Origin of the sequence: Pseudomonas bharatica CSV86, assembly GCF_000319305.2 — a bacterium.
GTDB lineage: Bacteria > Pseudomonadota > Gammaproteobacteria > Pseudomonadales > Pseudomonadaceae > Aquipseudomonas > Aquipseudomonas bharatica.
Map to the genome: position 1 here is coordinate 825,316 of NZ_AMWJ02000001.1, position 20,947 is coordinate 846,262.

General features: G+C 63.6%; 21 protein-coding genes. 19 read left to right on the forward strand and 2 right to left on the reverse strand.

What is annotated here, in order from left to right; genetic code table 11:
• Positions 1 to 110 precede the first annotated feature (110 nt).
• From CSV86_RS03875 to murB, 8 genes are all read left to right on the forward strand, one after another.
• Positions 111 to 2,324: a DNA internalization-related competence protein ComEC/Rec2 gene (locus CSV86_RS03875; RefSeq protein WP_037062196.1), complete on the forward strand. Its 2,214-nt coding sequence runs from the start codon at positions 111 to 113 to the stop codon at positions 2,322 to 2,324.
• 64 nt (positions 2,325 to 2,388) lie between these two features.
• Positions 2,389 to 3,024 (forward strand): flagellar polar localization protein PocA, encoded by a 636-nt coding sequence (gene pocA, locus CSV86_RS03880; protein ID WP_009406890.1) that lies wholly within the window; start codon positions 2,389 to 2,391, stop codon positions 3,022 to 3,024.
• Entirely contained in the window at positions 3,021 to 3,452 is a 432-nt protein-coding gene (pocB, locus tag CSV86_RS03885; RefSeq protein ID WP_009406888.1) for a flagellar polar localization protein PocB, read from the forward strand. Before pocA ends, pocB begins: the two co-directional genes overlap by 4 nt.
• Entirely contained in the window at positions 3,452 to 4,462 is a 1,011-nt protein-coding gene (gene lpxK / locus CSV86_RS03890) for a tetraacyldisaccharide 4'-kinase (RefSeq protein WP_009406886.1), read from the forward strand. The genes pocB and lpxK overlap by 1 nt, the downstream gene beginning before the upstream one ends.
• A gap of 37 nt (positions 4,463 to 4,499) precedes the next feature.
• Complete coding sequence (locus CSV86_RS03895; RefSeq protein WP_003247142.1) at positions 4,500 to 4,685, forward strand: Trm112 family protein; 186 nt, start codon at positions 4,500 to 4,502, stop codon at positions 4,683 to 4,685.
• Positions 4,682 to 5,446 carry a 3-deoxy-manno-octulosonate cytidylyltransferase gene (kdsB, locus tag CSV86_RS03900; protein WP_009406872.1) on the forward strand — a complete coding sequence of 255 codons (765 nt, stop codon included), beginning with the start codon at positions 4,682 to 4,684 and terminating at the stop codon, positions 5,444 to 5,446. The genes CSV86_RS03895 and kdsB overlap by 4 nt, the downstream gene beginning before the upstream one ends.
• Positions 5,446 to 5,910, forward strand: coding sequence for a low molecular weight protein-tyrosine-phosphatase (locus tag CSV86_RS03905; RefSeq protein WP_009406871.1), 465 nt, complete (start codon positions 5,446 to 5,448; stop codon positions 5,908 to 5,910). Before kdsB ends, CSV86_RS03905 begins: the two co-directional genes overlap by 1 nt.
• Positions 5,907 to 6,926 (forward strand): UDP-N-acetylmuramate dehydrogenase, encoded by a 1,020-nt coding sequence (gene murB / locus CSV86_RS03910; protein ID WP_170394369.1) that lies wholly within the window; start codon positions 5,907 to 5,909, stop codon positions 6,924 to 6,926. The genes CSV86_RS03905 and murB overlap by 4 nt, the downstream gene beginning before the upstream one ends.
• Before the next feature lie 422 nt (positions 6,927 to 7,348).
• Here the strand turns inward: murB and rne are convergent, their stop codons facing one another.
• Positions 7,349 to 10,534 carry a ribonuclease E gene (gene rne / locus CSV86_RS03915; RefSeq protein WP_080604812.1) on the reverse strand — a complete coding sequence of 1,062 codons (3,186 nt, stop codon included), beginning with the start codon at positions 10,532 to 10,534 and terminating at the stop codon, positions 7,349 to 7,351.
• Between the two features lie 731 nt (positions 10,535 to 11,265).
• Here rne and rluC point away from each other — a divergent pair.
• Genes rluC through CSV86_RS03930 form a run of 3 tightly spaced genes read left to right on the forward strand, consistent with a single transcriptional unit; the run spans position 11,266 to position 13,880 of the window.
• Positions 11,266 to 12,222: a 23S rRNA pseudouridine(955/2504/2580) synthase RluC gene (gene rluC / locus CSV86_RS03920; protein ID WP_009406848.1), complete on the forward strand. Its 957-nt coding sequence runs from the start codon at positions 11,266 to 11,268 to the stop codon at positions 12,220 to 12,222.
• Entirely contained in the window at positions 12,212 to 12,889 is a 678-nt protein-coding gene (locus tag CSV86_RS03925; protein WP_009406846.1) for an HAD family hydrolase, read from the forward strand. The genes rluC and CSV86_RS03925 overlap by 11 nt, the downstream gene beginning before the upstream one ends.
• 7 nt (positions 12,890 to 12,896) lie before the next feature.
• Complete coding sequence (locus tag CSV86_RS03930; protein WP_009406844.1) at positions 12,897 to 13,880, forward strand: S49 family peptidase; 984 nt, start codon at positions 12,897 to 12,899, stop codon at positions 13,878 to 13,880.
• Positions 13,881 to 14,115: 235 nt separating this feature from the next.
• On the opposite strand, the gene CSV86_RS03935 is transcribed toward CSV86_RS03930, so the two are convergent.
• Positions 14,116 to 14,694 (reverse strand): Maf family protein, encoded by a 579-nt coding sequence (locus tag CSV86_RS03935; RefSeq protein WP_009406842.1) that lies wholly within the window; start codon positions 14,692 to 14,694, stop codon positions 14,116 to 14,118.
• Positions 14,695 to 14,790: 96 nt separating this feature from the next.
• Between CSV86_RS03935 and CSV86_RS03940 the strand changes: the two genes are divergently transcribed.
• The 8 genes from CSV86_RS03940 (at position 14,791) to pabC (ending at position 20,947) form a co-directional block, all read left to right on the forward strand.
• Entirely contained in the window at positions 14,791 to 15,318 is a 528-nt protein-coding gene (locus CSV86_RS03940; protein ID WP_009406841.1) for a YceD family protein, read from the forward strand.
• Between the two features lie 13 nt (positions 15,319 to 15,331).
• The gene (rpmF, locus tag CSV86_RS03945) at positions 15,332 to 15,514 is read left to right on the forward strand and encodes a 50S ribosomal protein L32 (RefSeq protein ID WP_009406838.1); all 183 of its coding nucleotides are present in this window, start codon (positions 15,332 to 15,334) and stop codon (positions 15,512 to 15,514) included.
• Positions 15,515 to 15,517: 3 nt separating this feature from the next.
• Positions 15,518 to 16,528, forward strand: coding sequence for a phosphate acyltransferase PlsX (gene plsX / locus CSV86_RS03950; protein ID WP_009406836.1), 1,011 nt, complete (start codon positions 15,518 to 15,520; stop codon positions 16,526 to 16,528).
• 127 nt (positions 16,529 to 16,655) lie between these two features.
• Positions 16,656 to 17,594 carry an ACP S-malonyltransferase gene (gene fabD / locus CSV86_RS03955; protein ID WP_037062188.1) on the forward strand — a complete coding sequence of 313 codons (939 nt, stop codon included), beginning with the start codon at positions 16,656 to 16,658 and terminating at the stop codon, positions 17,592 to 17,594.
• A gap of 14 nt (positions 17,595 to 17,608) precedes the next feature.
• Positions 17,609 to 18,349, forward strand: a complete 741-nt coding sequence (gene fabG / locus CSV86_RS03960; RefSeq protein ID WP_009406831.1) for a 3-oxoacyl-ACP reductase FabG — start codon at positions 17,609 to 17,611, stop codon at positions 18,347 to 18,349.
• Between the two features lie 195 nt (positions 18,350 to 18,544).
• Positions 18,545 to 18,781 carry an acyl carrier protein gene (gene acpP / locus CSV86_RS03965; protein ID WP_009406829.1) on the forward strand — a complete coding sequence of 79 codons (237 nt, stop codon included), beginning with the start codon at positions 18,545 to 18,547 and terminating at the stop codon, positions 18,779 to 18,781.
• Between the two features lie 106 nt (positions 18,782 to 18,887).
• Positions 18,888 to 20,132 (forward strand): beta-ketoacyl-ACP synthase II, encoded by a 1,245-nt coding sequence (fabF, locus tag CSV86_RS03970; RefSeq protein WP_009406827.1) that lies wholly within the window; start codon positions 18,888 to 18,890, stop codon positions 20,130 to 20,132.
• Entirely contained in the window at positions 20,132 to 20,947 is an 816-nt protein-coding gene (gene pabC, locus CSV86_RS03975) for an aminodeoxychorismate lyase (protein ID WP_009406826.1), read from the forward strand. The genes fabF and pabC overlap by 1 nt, the downstream gene beginning before the upstream one ends.

Below are 20,947 nucleotides of genomic sequence, written 5' to 3' on the forward strand. Positions count from 1 at the left end.
TGCACCTATTACAAACTGTGCCCATTCAGACTTTGTGACAATTAATAAGTGAGCCCCGCTTCGCCATAGGCTAAGCCTGCGAGGTCATGGTTTTATCCGGGGTTCAACCGATGCGCACAGGGATGTTGGCGCTCTCGCTCGGGCTTTTGTGTCCGATCTTTCTGACCGCGTTGCCGTCCGTCGGAACGCTGTCGGTCCTCGCCGTGCTGTGCCTGGTTTGCCTGTGGCGGCGCTTGTTCCCCCTGGCGTTTTTCCTCTTCGGGGTGTGCTGGTCCAGCCTCTGCGCACAAAGCGCGCTGGATGATCGCCTGGCGCGTCAGCTCGATGGCCGGACCTTGTGGATCGAGGGGCGGGTGGTCGGTTTGCCGGAGCAGGGTGGACAGCGGGTGCGCTTCGAGTTGCAGGACGCGCAATCACGCCGTGCCGAATTGCCGCGCCGCCTGCGCCTGACCTGGCAGGACGGCCCGGCGCTCAACAGCGGCGAGCACTGGCGCCTGGCGGTCAATCTGAAACGGCCGCAAGGCCTGCTCAATCCTCATGCCGCGGATGCCGAGGCGATGCTGCTGGCCCGGGGCATCGGCGGGCTGGGCTCGGTCAAGGATGGTGTTCGCACGGCGCCGGCCAGTGGTGCCTGGCGCGATGGTATTCGCCAGCGGTTGCTGGCGACACCGGCCAATGGCCGGGAGGCGGCGCTGGCGGCCCTGGTGCTGGGCGATGGCGCCGGCCTGGCGCGGGAAGACTGGAACGTCCTGCAAGCTACCGGCACCGTGCACCTGCTGGTGATTTCCGGCCAGCATATCGGCTTGCTGGCCGGCTTGGTCTACGGGCTGGTGGTCGGCCTGTTCCGCCTCGGCTGGTGGCCGCAGCGCCAGCCCTGGTTGCCCTGGGCCTGCGGGCTGGCGTTCGCCGCTGCGTTGGGCTACGGCGTGCTGGCCGGGTTCCAGGTCCCGGTGCAGCGTGCCTGCATTATGCTGGCGGTCGTGCTGCTCTGGCGTTTGCGCTTTCGCCATCTCGGGGTCGCCTGGCCGTTGCTGGTCGCGCTGAACGGCGTGCTGTTGTTCGAGCCGCTGGCAGCGCTGTTGCCGGGCTTCTGGCTATCGTTCGGTGCCGTTGCGGTACTGGTCATGGTGCTCGGCGGTCGATTGGGACGCTGGCCGATCTGGACGGCCTGGGGGCGGGTGCAATGGTTCATCGCCATCGGTCTGCTGCCGCCGCTGCTGGCGCTGGGTTTGCCGGTCAGTCTCAGCGCGCCGCTGGCCAACCTGGTGGCGGTGCCCTGGCTGAGCATCCTGGTGCTGCCGCTGGCCCTGGCGGGAACCTTGCTGTTGCCGCTGCCCTTGGTCGGCGAAGGGCTGCTCTGGCTGGCGGGTGGTTTGCTCGGATGGTTGTTCGATCTGCTCGGCTGGATGGCGGCCTGGCGTCCGGCCTGGATTCCACCGGCATTGCCGCTGTGGAGCTGGCTGCTGGTCTGCTTGGGCGCGTTTCTGTTGCTGCTGCCTGCAGGGTTGCCGATGCGCCTGCTGGGTTGGCCCCTGTTGCTGCTCGCCGGCTTTACCCCGAGAGCTTTCGTTCCGCCGGGACAGGTGGATGTCTGGCAACTGGATGTCGGCCAGGGGCAGGCGTTCGTTCTGCGCACCCGGGACCACACCTTGCTCTACGACGCCGGTCCCGCGCGAGGCGATGTGGATCTCGGCGAGCGGGTGGTGGTGCCGACCCTGCTCAAGCTTGGCATTCGCCGACTGGACCTGATGTTGATCAGCCATGCCCACGCCGACCATGCCGGCGGTGCCCTCGCAGTGCAGCGAGGCTTGCCGGTGGGCCGGGTAGTGGCCGGCGAGCCGGATCCGTCCTGGCCGGCCGATGCCTGTGCCAGTGGCGAGGCCTGGGTGTGGAACGAGGTGCGCTTTTCACTCTGGCAATGGCAGGGCGCGGATGACAGCAACCAGCACTCTTGCGTCCTGAAGGTGGAGGCGTCCGGTGAAACCCTGCTGTTGGCCGGCGATATCGACCGCTTCGCCGAGCAGGCCTGGCTGCAAGGCTTCCAGGCCGGGCCGGTGGATTGGCTGCAGGCGCCGCATCATGGTAGCCGGACCTCGTCCAGTGCCGCGTTCCTGGATGTGCTGCGGCCTCGCGGGGTGTTGGTTTCCCGTGGTCGCCACAATGGTTTCGGTCATCCATCGCCGCTGGTGATGGCCCGCTACGCCGCGCGGCATATCGCTGTCTACGACAGCGCCGTGCTCGGTGCGGTGCATTTGCGCCTGGGCAGCTTCGGCAGTGCGCGTGGCGAGCGCGAGCGGGGCAAATTCTGGCGCGATCCGACATGACAGCCTTCGGCAGCCATGGCCCCCTATGGTAGAGTGCAGAACTTTTTCCGAGGGGGTCCTTACAGTGTGGGAATTGGTCAAGTCCGGTGGTTGGATGATGCTGCCGATCATTCTGAGTTCCATCGCCGCCATGGCTATCGTTGCCGAACGCCTGTGGACCCTGCGTGCCGCCCGCGTCACCCCGCCGCACCTGCTGGGCCAGGTCTGGCGCTGGATCAAGGACAAGCAACTGAGCACTGAGAAACTCAAGGAGCTGCGGGCCGATTCGCCGCTGGGCGAGATCCTCGCCGCCGGCCTGGCCAATTCCCGTCATGGTCGCGAAATCATGAAGGAATGCATCGAGGAAGCCGCCGCCCGGGTCATCCATGAGCTGGAGCGCTATATCAACGCCCTCGGCACCATCGCCGCCATGGCACCGTTGCTCGGCCTGCTCGGCACCGTGCTGGGGATGATCGACATCTTCAGCTCGTTCATGGGCTCGGGCATGACGGCCAACGCAGCCGTGCTCGCCGGCGGTATTTCCAAGGCGCTGATCACAACCGCCGCAGGCCTGATGGTCGGCATCCCGGCGGTGTTCTTCCACCGATTCCTGCAGCGCCGCATCGACGAGCTGGTGGTGGGAATGGAGCAGGAGGCGATCAAGCTGGTCGAAGTGCTGCAGGGCGACCGTGATGTCGACCTGGCCGGGGGCAAAGCGTGAAATTCCGGCGCAAGCAACGCGAGAACGTGGATATCAACCTGGCGTCGTTGATCGACGTGGTGTTCATCCTCTTGCTGTTCTTCGTGGTCACCACCACCTTCACCCGCGAGACGCAGTTGCGCGTCGAACTGCCGGAAGCCTCCAGCGGCGCGCCGATGCCGGAATCCGAGCAGAAGCTGGTGGAAATCACCATCAGCGCCGAAGGTGTCTATTCGGTGAACAATCACCTGCTGCCCAAAAGCGACCTGGCGACCCTGACCGAGGCCCTGCAGAAGGAGTCTGGCGGTGATACCAAGCTGCCGCTGGCGATCAGCGCCGATGGTAAGACTCCGCACCAGGCGGTGGTGACGGCAATGGACGCGGCCGGCAAGCTCGGCTTCAGCCATTTGCGCATGACCACGGTCGAGGCCGCACCGGGGACGCCCTGATGGCTTTCTCGGATCGCCTGCTGGAGGCCTGGTACAAGGGCCACCCGCTGCTCGCCCTGCTGTCTCCTCTCGAAGCCCTCTACCGCAGGATCGTGCGCGGCAAGCGCCAGCGCTTCCTGGCAGGCGAGGGCCGCATCTACCGCGCGCCGGTGCCGGTGCTGGTGGTGGGCAACATTACCGTGGGCGGCACCGGCAAGACGCCGCTGATCCTGTTTCTCGTCGAGCATTTTCGCCAGCGCGGGCTGAAGGTCGGCGTGGTCAGCCGTGGCTATGGCGCCAGGCCGCCGCAATTGCCCTGGCGGGTACGCGCCGACCAGCCGGCCGCCCATGCCGGCGACGAACCCCTGCTGATCGTGCAGCGCAGCGGTGTGCCGCTGATGATCGACCCCGACCGCTCCCGGGCCGTGCGCGCCTTGCTCGAAGCCGAGCCGCTGGACCTGATCCTGTGTGACGACGGTCTGCAACATTACCGTCTGGCCCGCGATCTGGAACTGGTGCTGATCGACGCCGCCCGTGGTCTCGGCAATCGCCGCTGCCTGCCCGCCGGTCCGCTGCGCGAACCGGTGGAGCGCCTGGGCGAGGTCGATGCCCTGCTGTACAACGGTGCGCTGGCCGATCGCGACGACGGTTACGCCTTTACCTTGCAACCCACGGCGCTGGTCAACCTGCGCAGTGGCGAGCGCCGGCCGCTGGATCATTTTCCCGCTGGGCAGGCGCTGCATGCGGTGGCCGGTATCGGCAATCCGCAGCGCTTCTTCGATACCTTGCGCACGCTGGGCTGGGCTCCCGTCGAGCATCCTTTCGCCGATCATGCCGTGTTCAGCGGCGAAGCCCTGGCGTTCGTGCCATCGCTGCCGCTGGTGATGACCGAGAAGGATGCCGTGAAATGTCGCAGTTTCGCCGGGGATGACTGGTGGTATCTTGCCGTCGATGCGCAGCCGTCGCCGGCCTTCGTGAGCTGGCTCGACGAGCGCCTGGCGCGATTGCTGCCGGATAGCCGGCAACCCTGATCTATTTCGTTTCGGCCACAGGCCTGAGGAACACACCATGGACACCAAACTGCTCGATATCCTCGCTTGCCCGATCACCAAGGGCCCGCTCAAGCTCAGCGCCGACAAGACCGAGCTGATCAGCAAGGGTGCCGGCCTGGCCTATCCGATCCGCGACGGTATCCCGGTGATGCTGGAAAGCGAAGCCCGTACCCTGACCGACGATGAGCGCCTGGACAAATGAGCCTGGTCTTCACCGTGGTGATCCCGGCGCGGCTGCGTTCTACGCGCCTGCCGAACAAACCGCTGCTGGCGATCGCCGGCAAGCCGATGATCCAGCATGTCTGGGAACAGGCGCGCAAGAGCAGCGCTGCCCGCGTGGTCATCGCCACCGACGATGCCAGCATCGTCGAGGCCTGCAAGGCGTTCGGTGCCGAGGTCCTGCTGACCCGCGCGGACCACGAATCCGGCACCGACCGCCTGGCCGAAGTGGCGGCCGCGCTGGACTTGCCTGCCGATGCCATCGTGGTCAACGTGCAGGGCGACGAGCCGCTGATCCCGCCGTCGATCATCGACCAGGTGGCCGCCAACCTGGCTGCCCATCCGGAAGCGGGCATCTCTACGCTTGGCGAGCCCCTCGAATCGGTCGAGGCATTGTTCAATCCGAACGTGGTCAAGGTGGTCGCCGATTGCAACGGGCTGGCCCTGACCTTCAGCCGTGCGCCGCTGCCTTGGGCCCGTGACGCGCTGGCCCGGGATCGCCAGCAACTGCCGGCTGGGGTGCCCTACCGTCGGCATATCGGCATGTATGCCTACCGTGCCGGCTTCCTCCAGGACTTCGTTGGCTGGGGCCCGTGCTGGCTGGAACAGACTGAAGCACTGGAGCAGTTGCGCGCGCTCTGGCATGGCGTGCGTATCCATGTCGCCGATGCCCTGGAAGCGCCGCCCGTGGGTGTCGATACGGCCGAAGACCTCGAGCGCGTGCGGCGCTTGCTGGAGGCCTGATGCGCGTCCTCTTCGTTTGCCTGGGCAATATCTGCCGCTCGCCGACCGCTGAAGGCGTATTGCGTCATCAATTGGCCGAAGCCGGGCTGGCCGAGGTGATCCATGTGGCGTCGGCGGGCACCGGCGACTGGCATGTCGGCAACCCGCCGGACAGCCGCACCCGTCGCGCCGCCCAGTTGCGTGGCTACGATCTGTCGGCCCAGCGGGCGCAGCAGGTCAGCGTGGAGGACTTCACCCGTTATGACCTGATCCTGGCCATGGACAAGAGCAATCTGGCCAATCTCCAGGCGATGCGCCCGGGGCACGCCAGCGCCGAGCTGGACCTATTCCTGCGCCGCTACGAAGGCGCCCTGGACGAGGTGCCGGATCCTTACTACGGCGGCGAGCAGGGCTTCGAGCATGTGCTGGACCTGATCGAAGCGGCCTGTCGCGAGCTGGTCAGCGAATTGAAGGGGCGGCTATGAGCGCCAAGGTTGAATCGCAGGTTTCCCTCAAGCCGTACAACAGCTTCGGGATCGACGCCGAGGCGCTTCATTTCGCCCAGGCCCGCAGTGACGACGATGTGCGTCAACTGCTGGCCTATGCCGCCAGCGAGGACCTGCCGGTCCTGGTGATTGGTGGTGGCAGCAACCTTTTGCTGACCCGGGACGTCACCGCGCTGGTCCTGCGCATGAACAGCAGCGGCATCCGCGTGCTCTCGGATGATGGCGAGCGAGTGGTGGTCGAGGCGGAGGCGGGGGAGCCCTGGCATCCGTTCGTGCAGTGGACCCTGGAGCACGGCCTGGCCGGGCTGGAAAACCTCAGCCTGATTCCCGGTACCGTCGGTGCCGCCCCGATGCAGAACATCGGCGCCTATGGTGTCGAGATCAAGGATGTCTTTGCCGGGTTGACCGCGCTGGATCGCCAGACTGGCGATCTGCATGAGTTCAGCCTGGAGGAGTGCGAGTTCGCCTACCGTGACAGCCATTTCAAGCGAAATCCGGGACGCTGGATCATTCTTCGGGTGCGTTTTGCGCTCAGCCGGGTTGGGGCGCTACATCTGGATTACGGCCCGGTGCGTCAGCGCCTGGCAGACCAGGGCATCACGCAGCCGACGGCCAGGGATGTCAGCGAGGCGATCTGCAGCATTCGCGCAGAGAAACTGCCGGACCCGGCCACGCTGGGCAATGCTGGAAGTTTCTTCAAGAATCCGGTGGTCAGTGCCGAACTGGCCCAGTGCATTCGTGACCAGCATCCGGGTGTCGTGGCTTATCCACAGGCCGACGGTCGGGTGAAGCTGGCAGCGGGCTGGTTGATCGAGCAGGCGGGCTGGAAAGGTTATCGCGACGGCGATGCCGGTGTGCACAGGATGCAGGCGCTGGTGCTGGTGAACTATGGCCAGGCGACTGGCGAGCAGGTGCATGAGCTGGCGCAGAAGATCCAGGGCGACGTTCTCGAGCGGTTTGGTGTCGAACTCGAGATGGAGCCGAATCTGTATTAAAAGCCCTGCACGGAACCTGTGGGAGCTGGCTTGCCAGCGATTGGTAGTTGAAGTCACCACCGCCATCGCTGGCAAGCCAGCTCCCACAGGGACCGCGTTTTTCTTTGGATCTGTCTCATTAAAAAGCCCCGCCAGTTTCACTGGTGGGGGTTTTTTCAGCCTTTGGAAATCAGAAGTCAGTGCCGAACTGGCCCGGCGACGTTCTCGAGCGGTTTGGTGTCGAACTCGAGATGGAGCCGAATCTGTATTAAAAGCCCTGCACGGAACCTGTGGGAGCTGGCTTGCCAGCGATTGGTAGTTGAAGTCACCACCGCCATCGCTGGCAAGCCAGCTCCCACAGGGTCCTCGGTTGTTCTTTCGGCCAAGATAATAAAAAGCCCCGCCAGTTTTCACTGGCGGGGCTTTTTTTCAGCCTTTGGAAATCAGAAGTGCGGTTTGTGCTCTTCGGTGGTTTCCAGGGCTTTCGGGGCTTCCTCGGTGACCTGGGCTTGGGCCTCAGCCGCTGCGGCGGCCGCGGCAGCAGCTGCTGCTTCGGCTTCACGCTTGCGACGGCGGACTTCACGCGGATCATTCGGGGCGCGGCCGTTCGAGGTAGTCACGACAGGCGCTTCGACGGGGGCCGGCTCGGCGACTGGAGCCTCGACCACTGCTGCCGGGGTTTCCTCGGCAACGGCTGGCGCTGGCGTTTCAACCACTGGCTGAACCTCGACGACCGGTTCCTGGGCTTGTGGCTGCTCCTGGGCAACGACTGGCTCAGGCGCGGCTTCCACGACCGGAGCGGCTTCGACCACAGGCGCGGCCACTTCGGCAGGCTGCTCGACAGGCTGTGGCGTCACTTCGACCACTGGCTCGACGCTCGGCTCGACGGCTTCGACGACGGCAGCCGGTTGCTCGACCGCAGGGGCAATGCTCGTTTCAGCCACTGCTTCGGACGGTTTCACGGCCTCGGCCACTTCGGCGATCTCGGCGGCCTGGGATTGCACTGGCGCAGGTTCGACCTGTGGAGCGCTTTCCTCGACCTTGGCGGTCGCGCGTTCGGCCTGGGCGTGAGCCTCGGCTTCGGCGTTGGCGCTGATGGCAGTGGTGGCGACCGCAGCGGTCACGGCCAGGCCGGCAGCCAGTTCGGCAGTGCTTGGCTCCTGGCCTTCTTCAGAGGCTTCTTCGCCGCCTTCGATCAGTTCGCCATTGGCATCACGCTGACGCTCACGGCGGTTGCTGCGACGACGCTGGCCACGGGAGCGACGACGTGGACGTTCGCCTTCGGCGCCTTCCTGGTTGTCGTCCTGCAGCAGTTCTTCGTTCGGCAGTTGCTCCTCGGCAGCTTCGGCAGCCTGCTCGGCAGGGCGTGGCTGGCGCTCTTCGCGCGGTGGGCGCGGTTGGCGCTCTTCACGAGGTGCACGTTCTTCGCGTGGAGCACGCTCTTCGCGAGGTTGACGCTCTTCCCGCGGGGCGCGTTCTTCACGAGGTTGACGCTCTTCACGTGGTGCGCGTTCTTCGCGAGGTGCACGCTCTTCACGCGGGGCACGCTCAGGACGCTCTTCACGAACGGCTGGTGCGACCGGAGCAGCATCCAGTGGTTCACGCAGTTCGCGGACCGGGCGATCTTCACGAGGACGACGCTCTTCACGCGGAGCACGTTGCTGGCGCTCTTCACGTGGTGCGCGCTCTTCACGCGGCTGACGCTCTTCCCGTGGCGCGCGTTCCTCGCGAGGCTGGCGCTCTTCACGCGGTGCACGCTCGGCACGCTCTTCGCGCGGCTTGCGATCTTCATCGCGGCGGCCGTTGCGGTTGCGGCTCTGCTGGCGACCGTTGCGGCGCTCTTCGTTGCGTTGCGGACGCTCGGTGGTGGCTGGCTTCGCGGCAGCAGCAGGCGCGACTGGCTCTTCCTTGCTGCCGGCGAACAGGCTCACCAGCGACTTGACCAGGCCCTTGAACAGGCTTGGTTCCGGCGCGACGTGGGCAGGCGCTGCAGGAGCGGCTGCTTCAGGCTGCTCGGCGGCGACCGGGGCGTTGCCGCGGGCCGGTGCGGTCTTCACTGCGGCTTCCTGGCGAACCAGGGTGCGGGTGGCGGCGGCTTGCGGCGCTTCCTCGACCTCGGCAGCAGCGATCTCGTAGCTGGACTGGGCGCTCAGGGCTTCCGGGTTGTCATCACGCAGGCGCTGGACTTCGAAGTGCGGCGTCTCCAGGTGATCGTTCGGCAGGATGATGATGCGCGCGCGGGTGCGCAGTTCGATCTTGGTGATCGAGTTGCGCTTTTCGTTGAGCAGGAATGCGGCGACCGGGATCGGCACCTGGGCACGAACCTCGGCGGTGCGGTCCTTCAGGGCTTCTTCTTCGATCAGGCGCAGGATCGCCAGCGACAGCGACTCGACGTCACGGATGATGCCGGTGCCGCTGCAGCGCGGGCAGACGATGCCGCTGCTTTCGCCCAGGGATGGGCGCAGGCGCTGGCGGGACATCTCCAGCAGGCCGAAGCGCGAGATGCGGCCGACCTGGACGCGGGCGCGGTCGGCTTCCAGGCACTCGCGGACTTTCTCTTCCACAGCGCGCTGGTTCTTGGCCGGGGTCATGTCGATGAAGTCGATGACGATCAGGCCGCCGATGTCGCGCAGACGCAGTTGGCGGGCGATTTCCTCAGCCGCCTCCAGGTTGGTCTGCAGGGCGGTTTCCTCGATATCGCTACCTTTGGTGGCGCGCGCCGAGTTGATGTCGATCGACACCAGGGCTTCGGTCGGATCGATCACGATCGAGCCGCCGGACGGCAGGTCGACCACGCGCTGGAAGGCGGTTTCGATCTGGCTTTCGATCTGGAAACGGTTGAACAGCGGGACGCTGTCTTCGTACAGCTTGATCTTGCTGGCGTACTGCGGCATCACCTGGCGGATGAAGGTCAGGGCTTCTTCCTGGGCATCGATGCTGTCGATCAGCACTTCGCCGATGTCCTGGCGCAGGTAGTCGCGGATGGCGCGGATGATGACGTTGCTTTCCTGGTAGATCAGGAAGGGCGCGGCGCGGTCCTGGGAGGCTTCCTTGATCGCGGTCCAGAGTTGCAGCAGGTAGTCGAGGTCCCACTGCATTTCTTCGCTGCTGCGGCCGAGGCCGGCAGTGCGCACGATCAGGCCCATGTCGGCCGGAGCGACCAGGCCGTTCAGGGCCTCGCGCAGTTCATTGCGTTCTTCGCCTTCGATGCGACGGGAAATCCCGCCGGCACGCGGGTTGTTCGGCATCAGTACCAGGTAGCGGCCGGCAAGGCTGATGAAGGTGGTCAGGGCTGCGCCCTTGTTGCCACGCTCCTCTTTTTCGACCTGGACGATGACTTCCTGGCCTTCGCTCAGTACTTCCTTGATGTTGACCCGGCCTTCCGGGTTCTTCTTGAAGTATTCGCGGGAGATTTCCTTGAGTGGCAGGAAGCCATGGCGTTCGGAGCCGAAGTCGACGAAAGCGGCTTCGAGGCTGGGTTCGATACGGGTGATCCGGCCTTTGTAGATATTGGCCTTCTTCTGCTCGCGCGCACCGGACTCGATGTCCAGGTCGTAGAGGCGCTGGCCGTCTACCAGAGCAACACGCAACTCTTCGGGTTGAGTCGCGTTAATCAGCATTCTTTTCATGTAATACCGTCGGTTTCCGGGCTGCCGGAAACGGCGTTCGGCACACACGACTTCTCACGGTCGGTGTCAGGTGCGTCAGGGGTGGCGGGCCATCCCGTGTCCAGCGACTTCCGGCTGACTGGTGACCAGTGTTGCCGAGGCCGCGACGACGCGTCCTGCTTGCTGTTGTGTCATATGCACGTCAGTCAGGAGGAGGAATCAGCCTTCGTCCGTGGACGCCCGGTGGGCATCCTGTTTCGAGACCAGGTCCGGCGCTGAGGCCGGGACGCAGTACTACACGGTCCGACGGTTGTGCATCTCCACCCTACACGTATCCCTGATAATCGGGTGCTGCCGCGCGCTGAATCCGCAACGGGTTGCATTTATCGCCGGCTCCATACGGGAGCCCGCGCAGTTTATGGCTAAGGCAGGTATTTCCGAAGCATCCGCCATGACTGCGTGAAAGCGTTGGCACTGAGAAGAGTGGCATCGAAAAAAAACGGAAAGGGAGGGTCAAAAGCCGCTCTTGTTGTTTTTTATCGGTCTTCTCTCATCGGCGCTGGTGGCGATTCCAGGCATTTCTGTAAACTGGCGAAAGCCCCGTCGGACGGCCTCGCGTCCTCGAGAATTGCGTCGGTCAGGGCCGGCTTGAAGCCATTGGTCCGCTGGCCAGCCGCTTTTGGCGGCGTTCGCGACTATAGCAGCAATCATTAAGTGCTTCAAATCCATAAAAAATTGTTATGATCCGCCAAATGACGACCTCTACCCCCCAGACTTCCAGCGTCCAGCTGATCGAAGTCCCGCCGGAACTTGCCGGCCAGCGTATCGATAACTTCCTTGTCAATGTTCTCAAGGGTGTACCCAAGACCTTGATTTATCGCATTTTGCGCAAAGGCGAAGTGCGGGTGAACAAGGGGCGCATCAAGCCAGAATACAAGATCCAGTCCGGCGATATCGTGCGTGTGCCGCCGGTGCGCCTGCCCGAGCGCGACGAGCCGGTGCCGGTGGCCCAGGGGCTGCTGCAGCGGCTCGAGGCGGCGATCGTCTATGAAGACAAGGCGCTGATCGTGTTGAACAAGCCGGCCGGCATCGCCGTGCATGGCGGTAGCGGCCTGAACTTCGGGGTGATCGAAGCCTTCCGTCAGTTGCGCCCGGATGCCAAGGAGCTGGAACTGGTCCATCGTCTCGACCGCGACACCTCCGGCCTGCTGATGATCGCCAAGAAGCGCAGCATGCTGCGCCACCTGCACACCGCCTTGCGTGGCGATGGCGTGGACAAGCGCTACATGGCGCTGGTCCGTGGTCATTGGGCGACCGGCAAGAAGCAGGTCAATGCGCCGTTGCTCAAGAGCAATCTGCGCTCCGGCGAGCGAATGGTCGAAGTCAATGACGAGGGCAAGGAGGCACTGACGGTCTTCCGCGTGCTGCGCCGCTTCGGTGACTTCGCCACCATGGTCGAGGCTCGCCCGATCACCGGTCGCACCCACCAGATTCGGGTCCATGCCCTGCATGCCGGGCATGCCATCGCCGGCGACAGCAAGTACGGCGACGAGGACTTTACCCGGGAGATCCGCGAGCTGGGCGGCAAGCGCCTGTTCCTGCATGCCTATGCCCTGGTCGTACCCTTGCCAGATGGCGGTGAGCTCAAGCTCGAGGCGCCGGTGGACGAGATGTGGGCCCAGACCGTGGAGCGCCTGAGTGCAACGTGACTACGACCTGCTGATCTTCGATTGGGACGGTACGCTGGCCGACTCCATCGGTCGTATCGTCGAGGCCATGCATGCCTCCGCCGAGCGTGCCGGCTATCCGCTGTGCAGCGACGAGGCAGTCAAGGGCATCATCGGCCTGGCACTGCCCGAAGCCATCAGCACCTTGTATCCGCAACTGGTCGAGGCCGAGGTCATGGCTTTCCGTCAGCACTACGCGGACATCTACATGGCCCTCGATGACCAGCCTTCACCCTTGTTCCCGGGCGTGGTCGAAGCGCTGGACGCCTTTCGCGCCGAGGGCTACCGCCTGGCCGTCGCCACCGGCAAGGCCCGGCGCGGGCTGGATCGGGTGCTCAAGGCCAATGGTTGGGAGGATTTCTTCGATATCACCCGCGCTGCCGACGAAACCCGCGGCAAGCCGCATCCGCTGATGCTGGAAGAGATCATGGCGCACTGCCGGGTCCCGGCGTCGCGGTCGCTGATGGTCGGTGACTCGTCCTTCGACCTGCTCATGGCGCAGAACGCCGGGATGCATTCGGTCGCGGTGGGGTATGGTGCCATGTCGCTGGAGACGTTGAGCGTTCACCGTCCGCAGTTGTCTATCGAACACTTCTCACAGTTGCCGGCCTGGCTTGCCCGGGCGGCTACACCGGTATTTCCAGGGTAGGTAAAGCATGGTCGACGAGTGGAAAGCGCCTCGCGAAGAAAACGACGAAGAGCAGAAAAGCTGGAAGTTGCTGGAAAAGACCTTGCTGGCCAGCGTCCAGGAACAGCGCAGGGCGCGGCGCTGGGGGATCTTCTTCAAGTTGCTGACGTTCCTTTATCTGTTCGGCATCCTCTTCCTGTTCTCGCCTCTGGCGAAGATGGAGAAGGGTGCTGTCGGAGGTGCCGGGCACACGGCGTTGGTCGAGGTGCGCGGGGTCATTGCCGACAAGGAAGAGGCCAGTGCCGACAACATCATCGGCAGCCTGCGTGCGGCGTTCAAGGATCCCAAGACCAAGGCCGTCGTGCTGCGCATCAATAGCCCGGGCGGCAGTCCTGTGCAGGCGGGTTACGTGTATGACGAAATCCGCCGCCTGCGTGGCGAATATCCGCAGATCAAGCTGTATGCGGTGATCACCGATCTCGGTGCGTCGGGTGCCTACTACATTGCCAGCGCGGCAGACCAGATCTATGCCGACAAGGCAAGCCTGGTCGGTTCCATCGGCGTTACCGCGGCCGGATACGGGTTTGTCGGCGCCATGGAGAAGCTTGGGGTCGAGCGCCGTACCTACACTGCCGGCGAGCACAAGGCGTTCCTTGATCCATTCCAGCCGCAGAAGCCCGAGGAGACTGCGTTCTGGCAGGGTGTGCTGGATACCACCCACAAGCAGTTCATCGCCAGCGTCAAGCAGGGGCGAGGGGAGCGCTTGAAGGACAAGGAACATCCCGAGCTGTTCAGTGGGTTGATCTGGTCTGGCGAGCAGGCTGTGGATCTGGGGCTGGTGGATGCCCTGGGCAGTGCTGGCTATGTGGCCAGGGAAGTGGTGGGTGAAAAGGATCTTGTGGACTTCACCATCGAGGAGTCGCCGTTCGATCGCTTCTCCAAGCGCCTCGGGGCCAGCGTCGCCGAGCACCTGGCGATGTGGATGGGGTTCCAGGGGCCGAGCCTGCGCTGATTCTTTCCTGCTGATAAAAAGCCGACCTCGATGGTCGGCTTTTTGTTGGGCATCAAGCTGGACACAAAACCTGTGGGAGTCCGCCCAGTCTTTCAGATTGCGCTGTCGCACAGAGACAGTTCCAAGGCGCGACGCGTACCCTGTGGGAGCGGGTTTACCCGCGATTGCTATGGTGAGTTCACTACAGCAATCGCGGGTAAACCCGCTCCCACAAGGTCCGCAGTGCTTTTGCTGCTCAGGGTACGCTCACGCCTTCCTTTATCAGCATATCCACCAGACGAATCAGCGGCAGTCCGATCAGGCTGGTCGCGTCGCAGCCGTGGGTGTCCTGGAACAGGCTGACACCCAGCCCTTCGCATTTGAAGCTGCCAGCGCAATCGTAGGGTTGCTCGATGCGCAGATAGCGCTCGATGCGCGGCAGGTCCAGGTCGCGCATGTGCACGCTGAACGGAACGCAGTCCACCTGGCATTCACCGGTTGCACTGTTGAGCAGGGCGACCCCGGTCAGGAAGGTGACATGGTTTCCGCTTGCTGCCAGCAACTGCTCGCAGGCCTTGTCGAACGTGTGCGGTTTGCCGAGGATCTGCTCGCCGAGTACTGCCACCTGGTCGGAGCCGATGATCAGGTGCGCCGGATGCCGGTCGGCCAGGGCCAGGGCCTTTTCCCGGGCGAGGCGCTTGACCAGGTCGACGGCGGGCTCGTCGTCGATGCGCCGTTCGTCGATATCCGGCGAGGCCCAATCGAATGGCAGATGCAGGCGCGCCAGCAATTCGCGCCGGTAGGGTGAGCTGGAAGCCAGTATCAGCGGTAGCATGAAATACTCCAGTGCAGGTTCGCCGATTCTAACATGTTGGGCCGGGACGGAATTTCCTTTGACAGGGGCGGGGGGCATCCCTAGAATGCTGCGCCTATGTTGAATGACCCGATTCCACCTCACGTTGACCCGCGCAAATTGGCCGATCGTGGCGTTTCCATCGAAGGAAGCGTACCGCTCGCCGATTTGGATAGACTCTGCGACCCGCTTTCCGACAATGTCGGTACGGTGCAGGCCAAATTCGATTTTGAGCGAGACGAGCAGGGCGCGGTGGTTTTCCACACCGACCTGAGCGTCGAGGTCAAGATGGTTTGCCAGCGTTGTCTTGAGCTGGTCACCCTGCCGATCCACAGCGAATGTACTTACGCCGTGGTGAAGGAGGGTGCGAATACCCAGTCGTTGCCGAAAGGTTATGACGTGCTGGAACTGGGCGAGGATCCTTTGGATCTGCGGGCGCTGGTCGAGGAAGAGCTGTTGCTCGCCTTGCCCATCGTGCCTGCTCATCATCCGGAAGAATGCCAGCAGCCGGCGGGCGCCGATGAGCCCGAACCGAGCGAGGACGAGGTAAAGCGGTCCAACCCGTTCAGTGTATTGGCGCAGTTAAAGCGTGACCCAAACGTTTAGGAGTTAATCAATTATGGCTGTTCAGCAGAACAAAAAATCCCGCTCTGCCCGTGACATGCGCCGTTCGCACGATGCCCTCGAAGCCAACGCCCTGTCCGTAGAGAAAACCACCGGTGAAGTTCACCTGCGTCACCACGTTTCGCCAGAAGGCGTATACCGTGGCCGTAAAGTGATCGACAAGGGCGCTGACGAGTAATCCTTGTCCGCTCAGATCATTGCGATCGACGCAATGGGCGGGGACTTCGGTCCCCGCAGCATTGTCCAGGCAAGTCTCGCTTGTCTCTCGGCTACCCCCTCGCTTCACCTGACCCTCGTCGGTCAATCCTCCCTCCTTGAAGATTTGATCGCTGGCCAGTCGGCAGCGGATCGCGCGCGGCTGCAGATTGTTGCGGCGAGCGAAGTGATCGGCATGGATGAGCGGCCCTCCCAGGCGTTGCGTGGCAAGCCCGATTCGTCGATGCGCGTCGCTCTCGAATTATTGCGCGATGGCAAGGTCCAGGCCTGCGTCAGTGCCGGCAATACCGGTGCCTTGATGGCGCTTTCGCGCTATGTGCTGAAGACCCTGCCCGGCATCGATCGTCCGGCCATGGTCGCGGCGATCCCGACCCGTACCGGCTACTGCCAGTTGCTCGACCTTGGTGCCAATGTCGATTGCAGTGCCGAGCACCTGTACCAGTTCGCCGTGATGGGCTCGGTGGCGGCCCAGGCCCTGGGGATCTCCCGCCCGCGGGTTGCGCTGCTGAATGTCGGTACCGAGGACATCAAGGGCAACCAGCAGGTCAAGCTGGCGGCCAGTCTGCTGCAGCAGGCCCGTGGCCTGAACTACATCGGTTTCATCGAGGGCGACGGGTTGTATCGCGGCGAAGCCGACGTGGTGGTGTGCGACGGCTTCGTCGGCAATATCCTGCTCAAATCCAGCGAGGGCCTGGCGACCATGATCGGCGCCCGTATCGAAGCGCTGTTCCGTAGCAGCATGGCATCGCGCCTGGTCGGGGCCATGGCGATGCCGCTGCTCAAGCGCCTGCAGGCCGACCTGGCGCCGGCGCGACACAATGGCGCAAGTTTTCTCGGGCTCCAGGGCATCGTCATCAAGAGCCATGGCTCCGCCGGCGTGCAGGGTTTCCAGAGTGCGATCCAGCGGGCTCTGATCGAAATCCAGGAAAACCTGCCCGAGCGTTTGCACGGCCGACTCGAGGATCTGTTGCTTTAGGCATAATCGGCGGGAAGTGGTTAAATGTGACCGCTTGGTTCTCGTTACCATCCAACTTTCGATTTTCTTGTGTCCAGCTACGGCTGGACACTCATTTTCGACGACAAGATCACTAGGGGCTTGTTCAATGTCTGCATCCCTCGCATTCGTCTTTCCCGGTCAAGGTTCGCAGTCCCTCGGCATGCTCGCCGAGCTGGGCGCCCAGTATCCACTGGTCATCGAGACCTTCCGTGAGGCCTCCGAGGCTCTGGGCTACGATCTCTGGGCGCTGGTCCAGGAAGGTCCGGAAGAGCAACTCAACCAAACCGATAAAACCCAGCCTGCCATCCTGACCGCTTCGGTTGCCCTGTGGCGCCTGTGGCTGGCGGAGGGTGGTGCGCGTCCGGCATTCGTCTCCGGTCACAGCCTGGGTGAATACAGTGCATTGGTCGCCGCTGGCAGCCTGAGCCTGGCCGATGCGGTCAGGCTGGTCGAGCGTCGCGGTCAACTGATGCAGGAAGCCGTTCCGGCCGGGCAGGGCGCCATGGCTGCCATCCTCGGCCTGGATGACGCCGATGTCGTAGCCATCTGTGCCGAAGCGGCCCAGGGCGAAGTAGTCAGCGCCGTCAATTTCAACTCGCCGGGGCAGGTGGTCATCGCCGGCGCCAAGGCTGCGGTCGATCGTGCCATGGAGGGCTGCAAGGCCCGTGGTGCCAAGCGTGCCCTGCCACTGGCAGTCAGCGTGCCATCGCACTGCGAACTGATGCGTCCGGCCGCCGAGCGCTTCGCCGAGTCGGTGAGCGCCATCGAGTGGAAGGCCCCGGCCATTCCCGTGGTGCAGAACGTCAGCGCGGCGGTGCCGGCTGACCTGGATGCCCTCAAGCGCGACCTGCTGGAGCAGCTGTACAAGCCGGTCCGTTGGGTCGAGTGCGTGCAGACCCTGGCTGCCCAGGGCGCGGTGCAACTGGTCGAGTGCGGTCCTGGCAAGGTGCTTGCCGGTCTCAACAAGCGGTGCGCCGACGGCGTGACCACCCACAACCTCAATACCCCGGATGCCTTCGCCGCCACTCGCGCGGCGCTGGCCTGATTAGGAGAGCCTGCATGAGTCTGCAAGGTAAAGTTGCACTGGTCACTGGCGCAAGCCGTGGCATCGGCCAGGCCATCGCCCTGGAGCTGGGTCGCCTGGGCGCTACCGTGATCGGTACCGCTACCTCTGCGTCCGGCGCCGAGCGTATCGCCGCTACCCTCAAGGAGCATGGCATCACCGGTACCGGCCTGGAACTGAACGTCACCAGCGACGAATCCGTCAGCGCGGTCCTGGCGACCATCCAGGAGCAGTTCGGTGCGCCGGCTATCCTGGTCAACAACGCCGGCATCACTCGCGACAACCTGATGATGCGCATGAAGGATGACGAGTGGTTCGATGTCATCGATACCAACCTGAACAGCCTCTACCGTCTGTCCAAGGGGGTCCTGCGCGGCATGACCAAGGCGCGCTGGGGCCGTATCATCAGCATCGGTTCGGTGGTGGGTGCCATGGGCAACGCCGGTCAGGCCAACTACGCTGCCGCCAAGGCTGGCCTGGAGGGCTTCAGCCGCGCGCTGGCCCGCGAAGTGGGTTCCCGCGCCATTACCGTGAACTCGGTGACTCCGGGCTTTATCGACACCGATATGACCCGTGAGCTGCCTGAAGCGCAGCGTGAAGCGCTGCAGACGCAAATTCCGCTGGGCCGTCTGGGCCAGGCCGATGAGATCGCCAAGGTGGTCGCATTCCTGGCTTCCGACGGTGCGGCTTACGTGACCGGCGCAACCATTCCGGTCAACGGCGGGATGTACATGTAGTTAAATGTGACGGATTGTTTTAAAAAAATGTCATACGTGCTGACTAAAATCCGTTATAAAGCTGCAACCAAATTCCAGGGGTAGCGGCAGGTGCGATGCAGGAGGGCGCGTTTAGCTTGAAAAGCAGGCGCCTTTCTATAAACTTACACACCGGCCAGCTGCCTGACATATGTCCATTAGGAGTGAAAACAAGGTATGAGCACCATCGAAGAACGCGTCAAGAAAATCGTTGCCGAGCAACTGGGCGTCAAGGAAGAAGAAGTGAAGCCAGAGTCTTCCTTCGTTGAGGACCTGGGTGCCGATTCGCTTGACACCGTTGAGCTGGTGATGGCTCTGGAAGAGGAATTCGAGACCGAGATTCCTGACGAAGAAGCCGAGAAGATCACTACTGTTCAAGCTGCTATCGACTACGTCAACAGCCACCAGGGCTAAGACTGCTTTAGTCGTTACTTCTTGTCAGGGAAAAACCGCACTGCCTTTGCTGGCGTGCGGTTTTTTCTTTGCAAGAGATGTAGACATATAGAAAAAGGAGAGCGCTGTGTCGCGTAGACGCGTCGTGGTCACCGGTATGGGCATGCTGTCGCCACTGGGTACCGATGTACCGAGCAGTTGGCAGGGCATTCTGGCTGGCCGCAGTGGCATCGGTCTGATCGAGCATACTGACCTTTCTGCCTATTCCACCCGCTTCGGTGGCTCGGTGAAGGGCTTCGATGTCGAGCAGTACCTGTCGCTCAAGGAAGCTCGCAAACTCGACCTGTTCATCCAGTACGGCCTGGCGGCCGGTTTTCAGGCGGTGCGCAATGCCGGCCTGGAAGTCACCGATGCCAACCGTGAGCGCATTGGCGTGGCCATGGGCTCGGGCATCGGCGGCCTGACCAATATCGAAGACACCAGTCGTACCTTGCACGAGCAAGGTCCGCGGCGCATTTCGCCCTTCTTCGTGCCTGGCTCGATCATCAACATGATTTCCGGTTTCCTGTCCATCCATCTGGGTGTGCAGGGGCCAAACTATGCCATCGCCACCGCCTGCACCACCGGTACGCACTGTATCGGCATGGCCGCGCGCAACATCGCTTTCGGCGAAGCCGACGTGATGATCGCCGGCGGTGCCGAGATGGCCGCTTGCGGCCTCGGCATGGGCGGCTTCGGCGCCTCCCGTGCGCTGTCCACGCGCAACGACGACCCGACCCGCGCCAGCCGTCCCTGGGACAAGGGCCGCGACGGTTTCGTCCTGTCCGACGGTTCCGGTGCCCTGGTGCTCGAAGAGCTGGAGCACGCCAAGGCCCGCGGTGCGACCATCCATGCCGAGCTGGTCGGTTTCGGCATGAGCGGCGATGCCTACCACATGACCTCGCCACCCGAGGATGGTGCCGGTGCCGCCCGCTGCATGGCCAATGCGCTGCGTGACGCACAGGTCGATCCGACGCAGGTCAACTACATCAATGCCCACGGTACCTCGACGCCTGCCGGTGACCTGGCGGAAGTGGCAGCGATCAAGTCGGTATTCGGCGAGCATGCCTACAACCTGGCGGTCAGTTCCACCAAGTCCATGACCGGGCACCTGCTGGGCGCGGCCGGAGCGGTAGAGGCGATCTTCAGCGTCCTGGCGATCAACAGCCAGGTGGCGCCGCCAACCATCAACCTCGACGAACCGGATGTCGGCTGCGACCTCGACTTCGTGCCTCATGAAGCGCGCAACATGCCGATCGACGTGGTGCTGTCCAACTCGTTCGGTTTTGGCGGTACCAACGGCTCGCTGGTGTTCCGTCGGTTCGTCGGCTGATGCAGGCCTGGGTCGATGGGCAGGGCGCCGATACCCTGGCGTTGCAAAGCCGCGGCCTGGCCTATGGCGATGGTTTGTTCGAGACCATCGCCGTCAAGGCGGGGAAAGCCTCGCTGCTCGATTATCACCTCGATCGCCTGGCCTTGGGTTGCCAGCGCCTGGCCATCGAGGTTGATCTCCAACTGATTCGTGACGAGTGCTGCCGCTATGCCGTGCTGCTCGGCGACGGCGTGCTCAAGCTGATCCTGACCCGGGGCGATAGCCAGCGCGGTTACGCAGTTGTCCCCGGAGCCAGGCCGCGGCGGATTCTCCAAGGCAATCCCGCACCGGTTTATCCCTCTGAGCATGCTGACCAGGGCGTAAGCCTCTTCCCTTGTCGTACCCGCCTGGCCGAGCAGCCGCTATTGGCTGGTCTCAAACACCTCAATCGCCTGGAACAGGTCCTGGCGCGCGCCGAATGGCAGGGCGCCGAGTACGCTGAAGGATTGATGCTGGATATGTCCGGTCGTGTCATCGAAGGGGTATACAGCAACCTGTTCCTGGTGCGTGGCGGGCAGTTGCTTACCGCTGACCTGAGTCGCTGTGGCGTGGCAGGCGTCATGCGCGCGGCGCTGCTCGACGCCGCCGGTCGCGAAGGTATCGACCTGCAGATCCGCGACCTGGCGCTGGACGACCTCGAGCAGGCGGATGAATTGTTTCTCTGCAACAGTGTCTACGGTGTCTGGCCGGTGCGCTCGTTCGCATCGCTGAACTGGTCGCCGGGGCCTCTCACCCGTAAACTGCAGGCCATTGCCCGCACGCTGCTGGATGCCTGA

Bases quoted from the DNA above. Each gene is read 5' to 3' on its own strand.
- CSV86_RS03875 (WP_037062196.1), top strand. From the start codon at position 111: ATGCGCACAGGGATGTTGGCGCTCTCGCTCGGGCTTTTGTGTCCGATC.
- lpxK (WP_009406886.1), top strand. From the start codon at position 3,452: ATGGCTTTCTCGGATCGCCTGCTGGAGGCCTGGTACAAGGGCCACCCG.
- CSV86_RS03895 (WP_003247142.1), top strand. From the start codon at position 4,500: ATGGACACCAAACTGCTCGATATCCTCGCTTGCCCGATCACCAAGGGC.
- kdsB (WP_009406872.1), top strand. From the start codon at position 4,682: ATGAGCCTGGTCTTCACCGTGGTGATCCCGGCGCGGCTGCGTTCTACG.
- CSV86_RS03905 (WP_009406871.1), top strand. From the start codon at position 5,446: ATGCGCGTCCTCTTCGTTTGCCTGGGCAATATCTGCCGCTCGCCGACC.
- murB (WP_170394369.1), top strand. From the start codon at position 5,907: ATGAGCGCCAAGGTTGAATCGCAGGTTTCCCTCAAGCCGTACAACAGC.
- rne (WP_080604812.1), bottom strand. From the start codon at position 10,534: ATGAAAAGAATGCTGATTAACGCGACTCAACCCGAAGAGTTGCGTGTT.
- rluC (WP_009406848.1), top strand. From the start codon at position 11,266: ATGACGACCTCTACCCCCCAGACTTCCAGCGTCCAGCTGATCGAAGTC.
- CSV86_RS03930 (WP_009406844.1), top strand. From the start codon at position 12,897: ATGGTCGACGAGTGGAAAGCGCCTCGCGAAGAAAACGACGAAGAGCAG.
- CSV86_RS03935 (WP_009406842.1), bottom strand. From the start codon at position 14,694: ATGCTACCGCTGATACTGGCTTCCAGCTCACCCTACCGGCGCGAATTG.
- CSV86_RS03940 (WP_009406841.1), top strand. From the start codon at position 14,791: ATGTTGAATGACCCGATTCCACCTCACGTTGACCCGCGCAAATTGGCC.
- rpmF (WP_009406838.1), top strand. From the start codon at position 15,332: ATGGCTGTTCAGCAGAACAAAAAATCCCGCTCTGCCCGTGACATGCGC.
- fabD (WP_037062188.1), top strand. From the start codon at position 16,656: ATGTCTGCATCCCTCGCATTCGTCTTTCCCGGTCAAGGTTCGCAGTCC.
- fabG (WP_009406831.1), top strand. From the start codon at position 17,609: ATGAGTCTGCAAGGTAAAGTTGCACTGGTCACTGGCGCAAGCCGTGGC.
- acpP (WP_009406829.1), top strand. From the start codon at position 18,545: ATGAGCACCATCGAAGAACGCGTCAAGAAAATCGTTGCCGAGCAACTG.
- pabC (WP_009406826.1), top strand. From the start codon at position 20,132: ATGCAGGCCTGGGTCGATGGGCAGGGCGCCGATACCCTGGCGTTGCAA.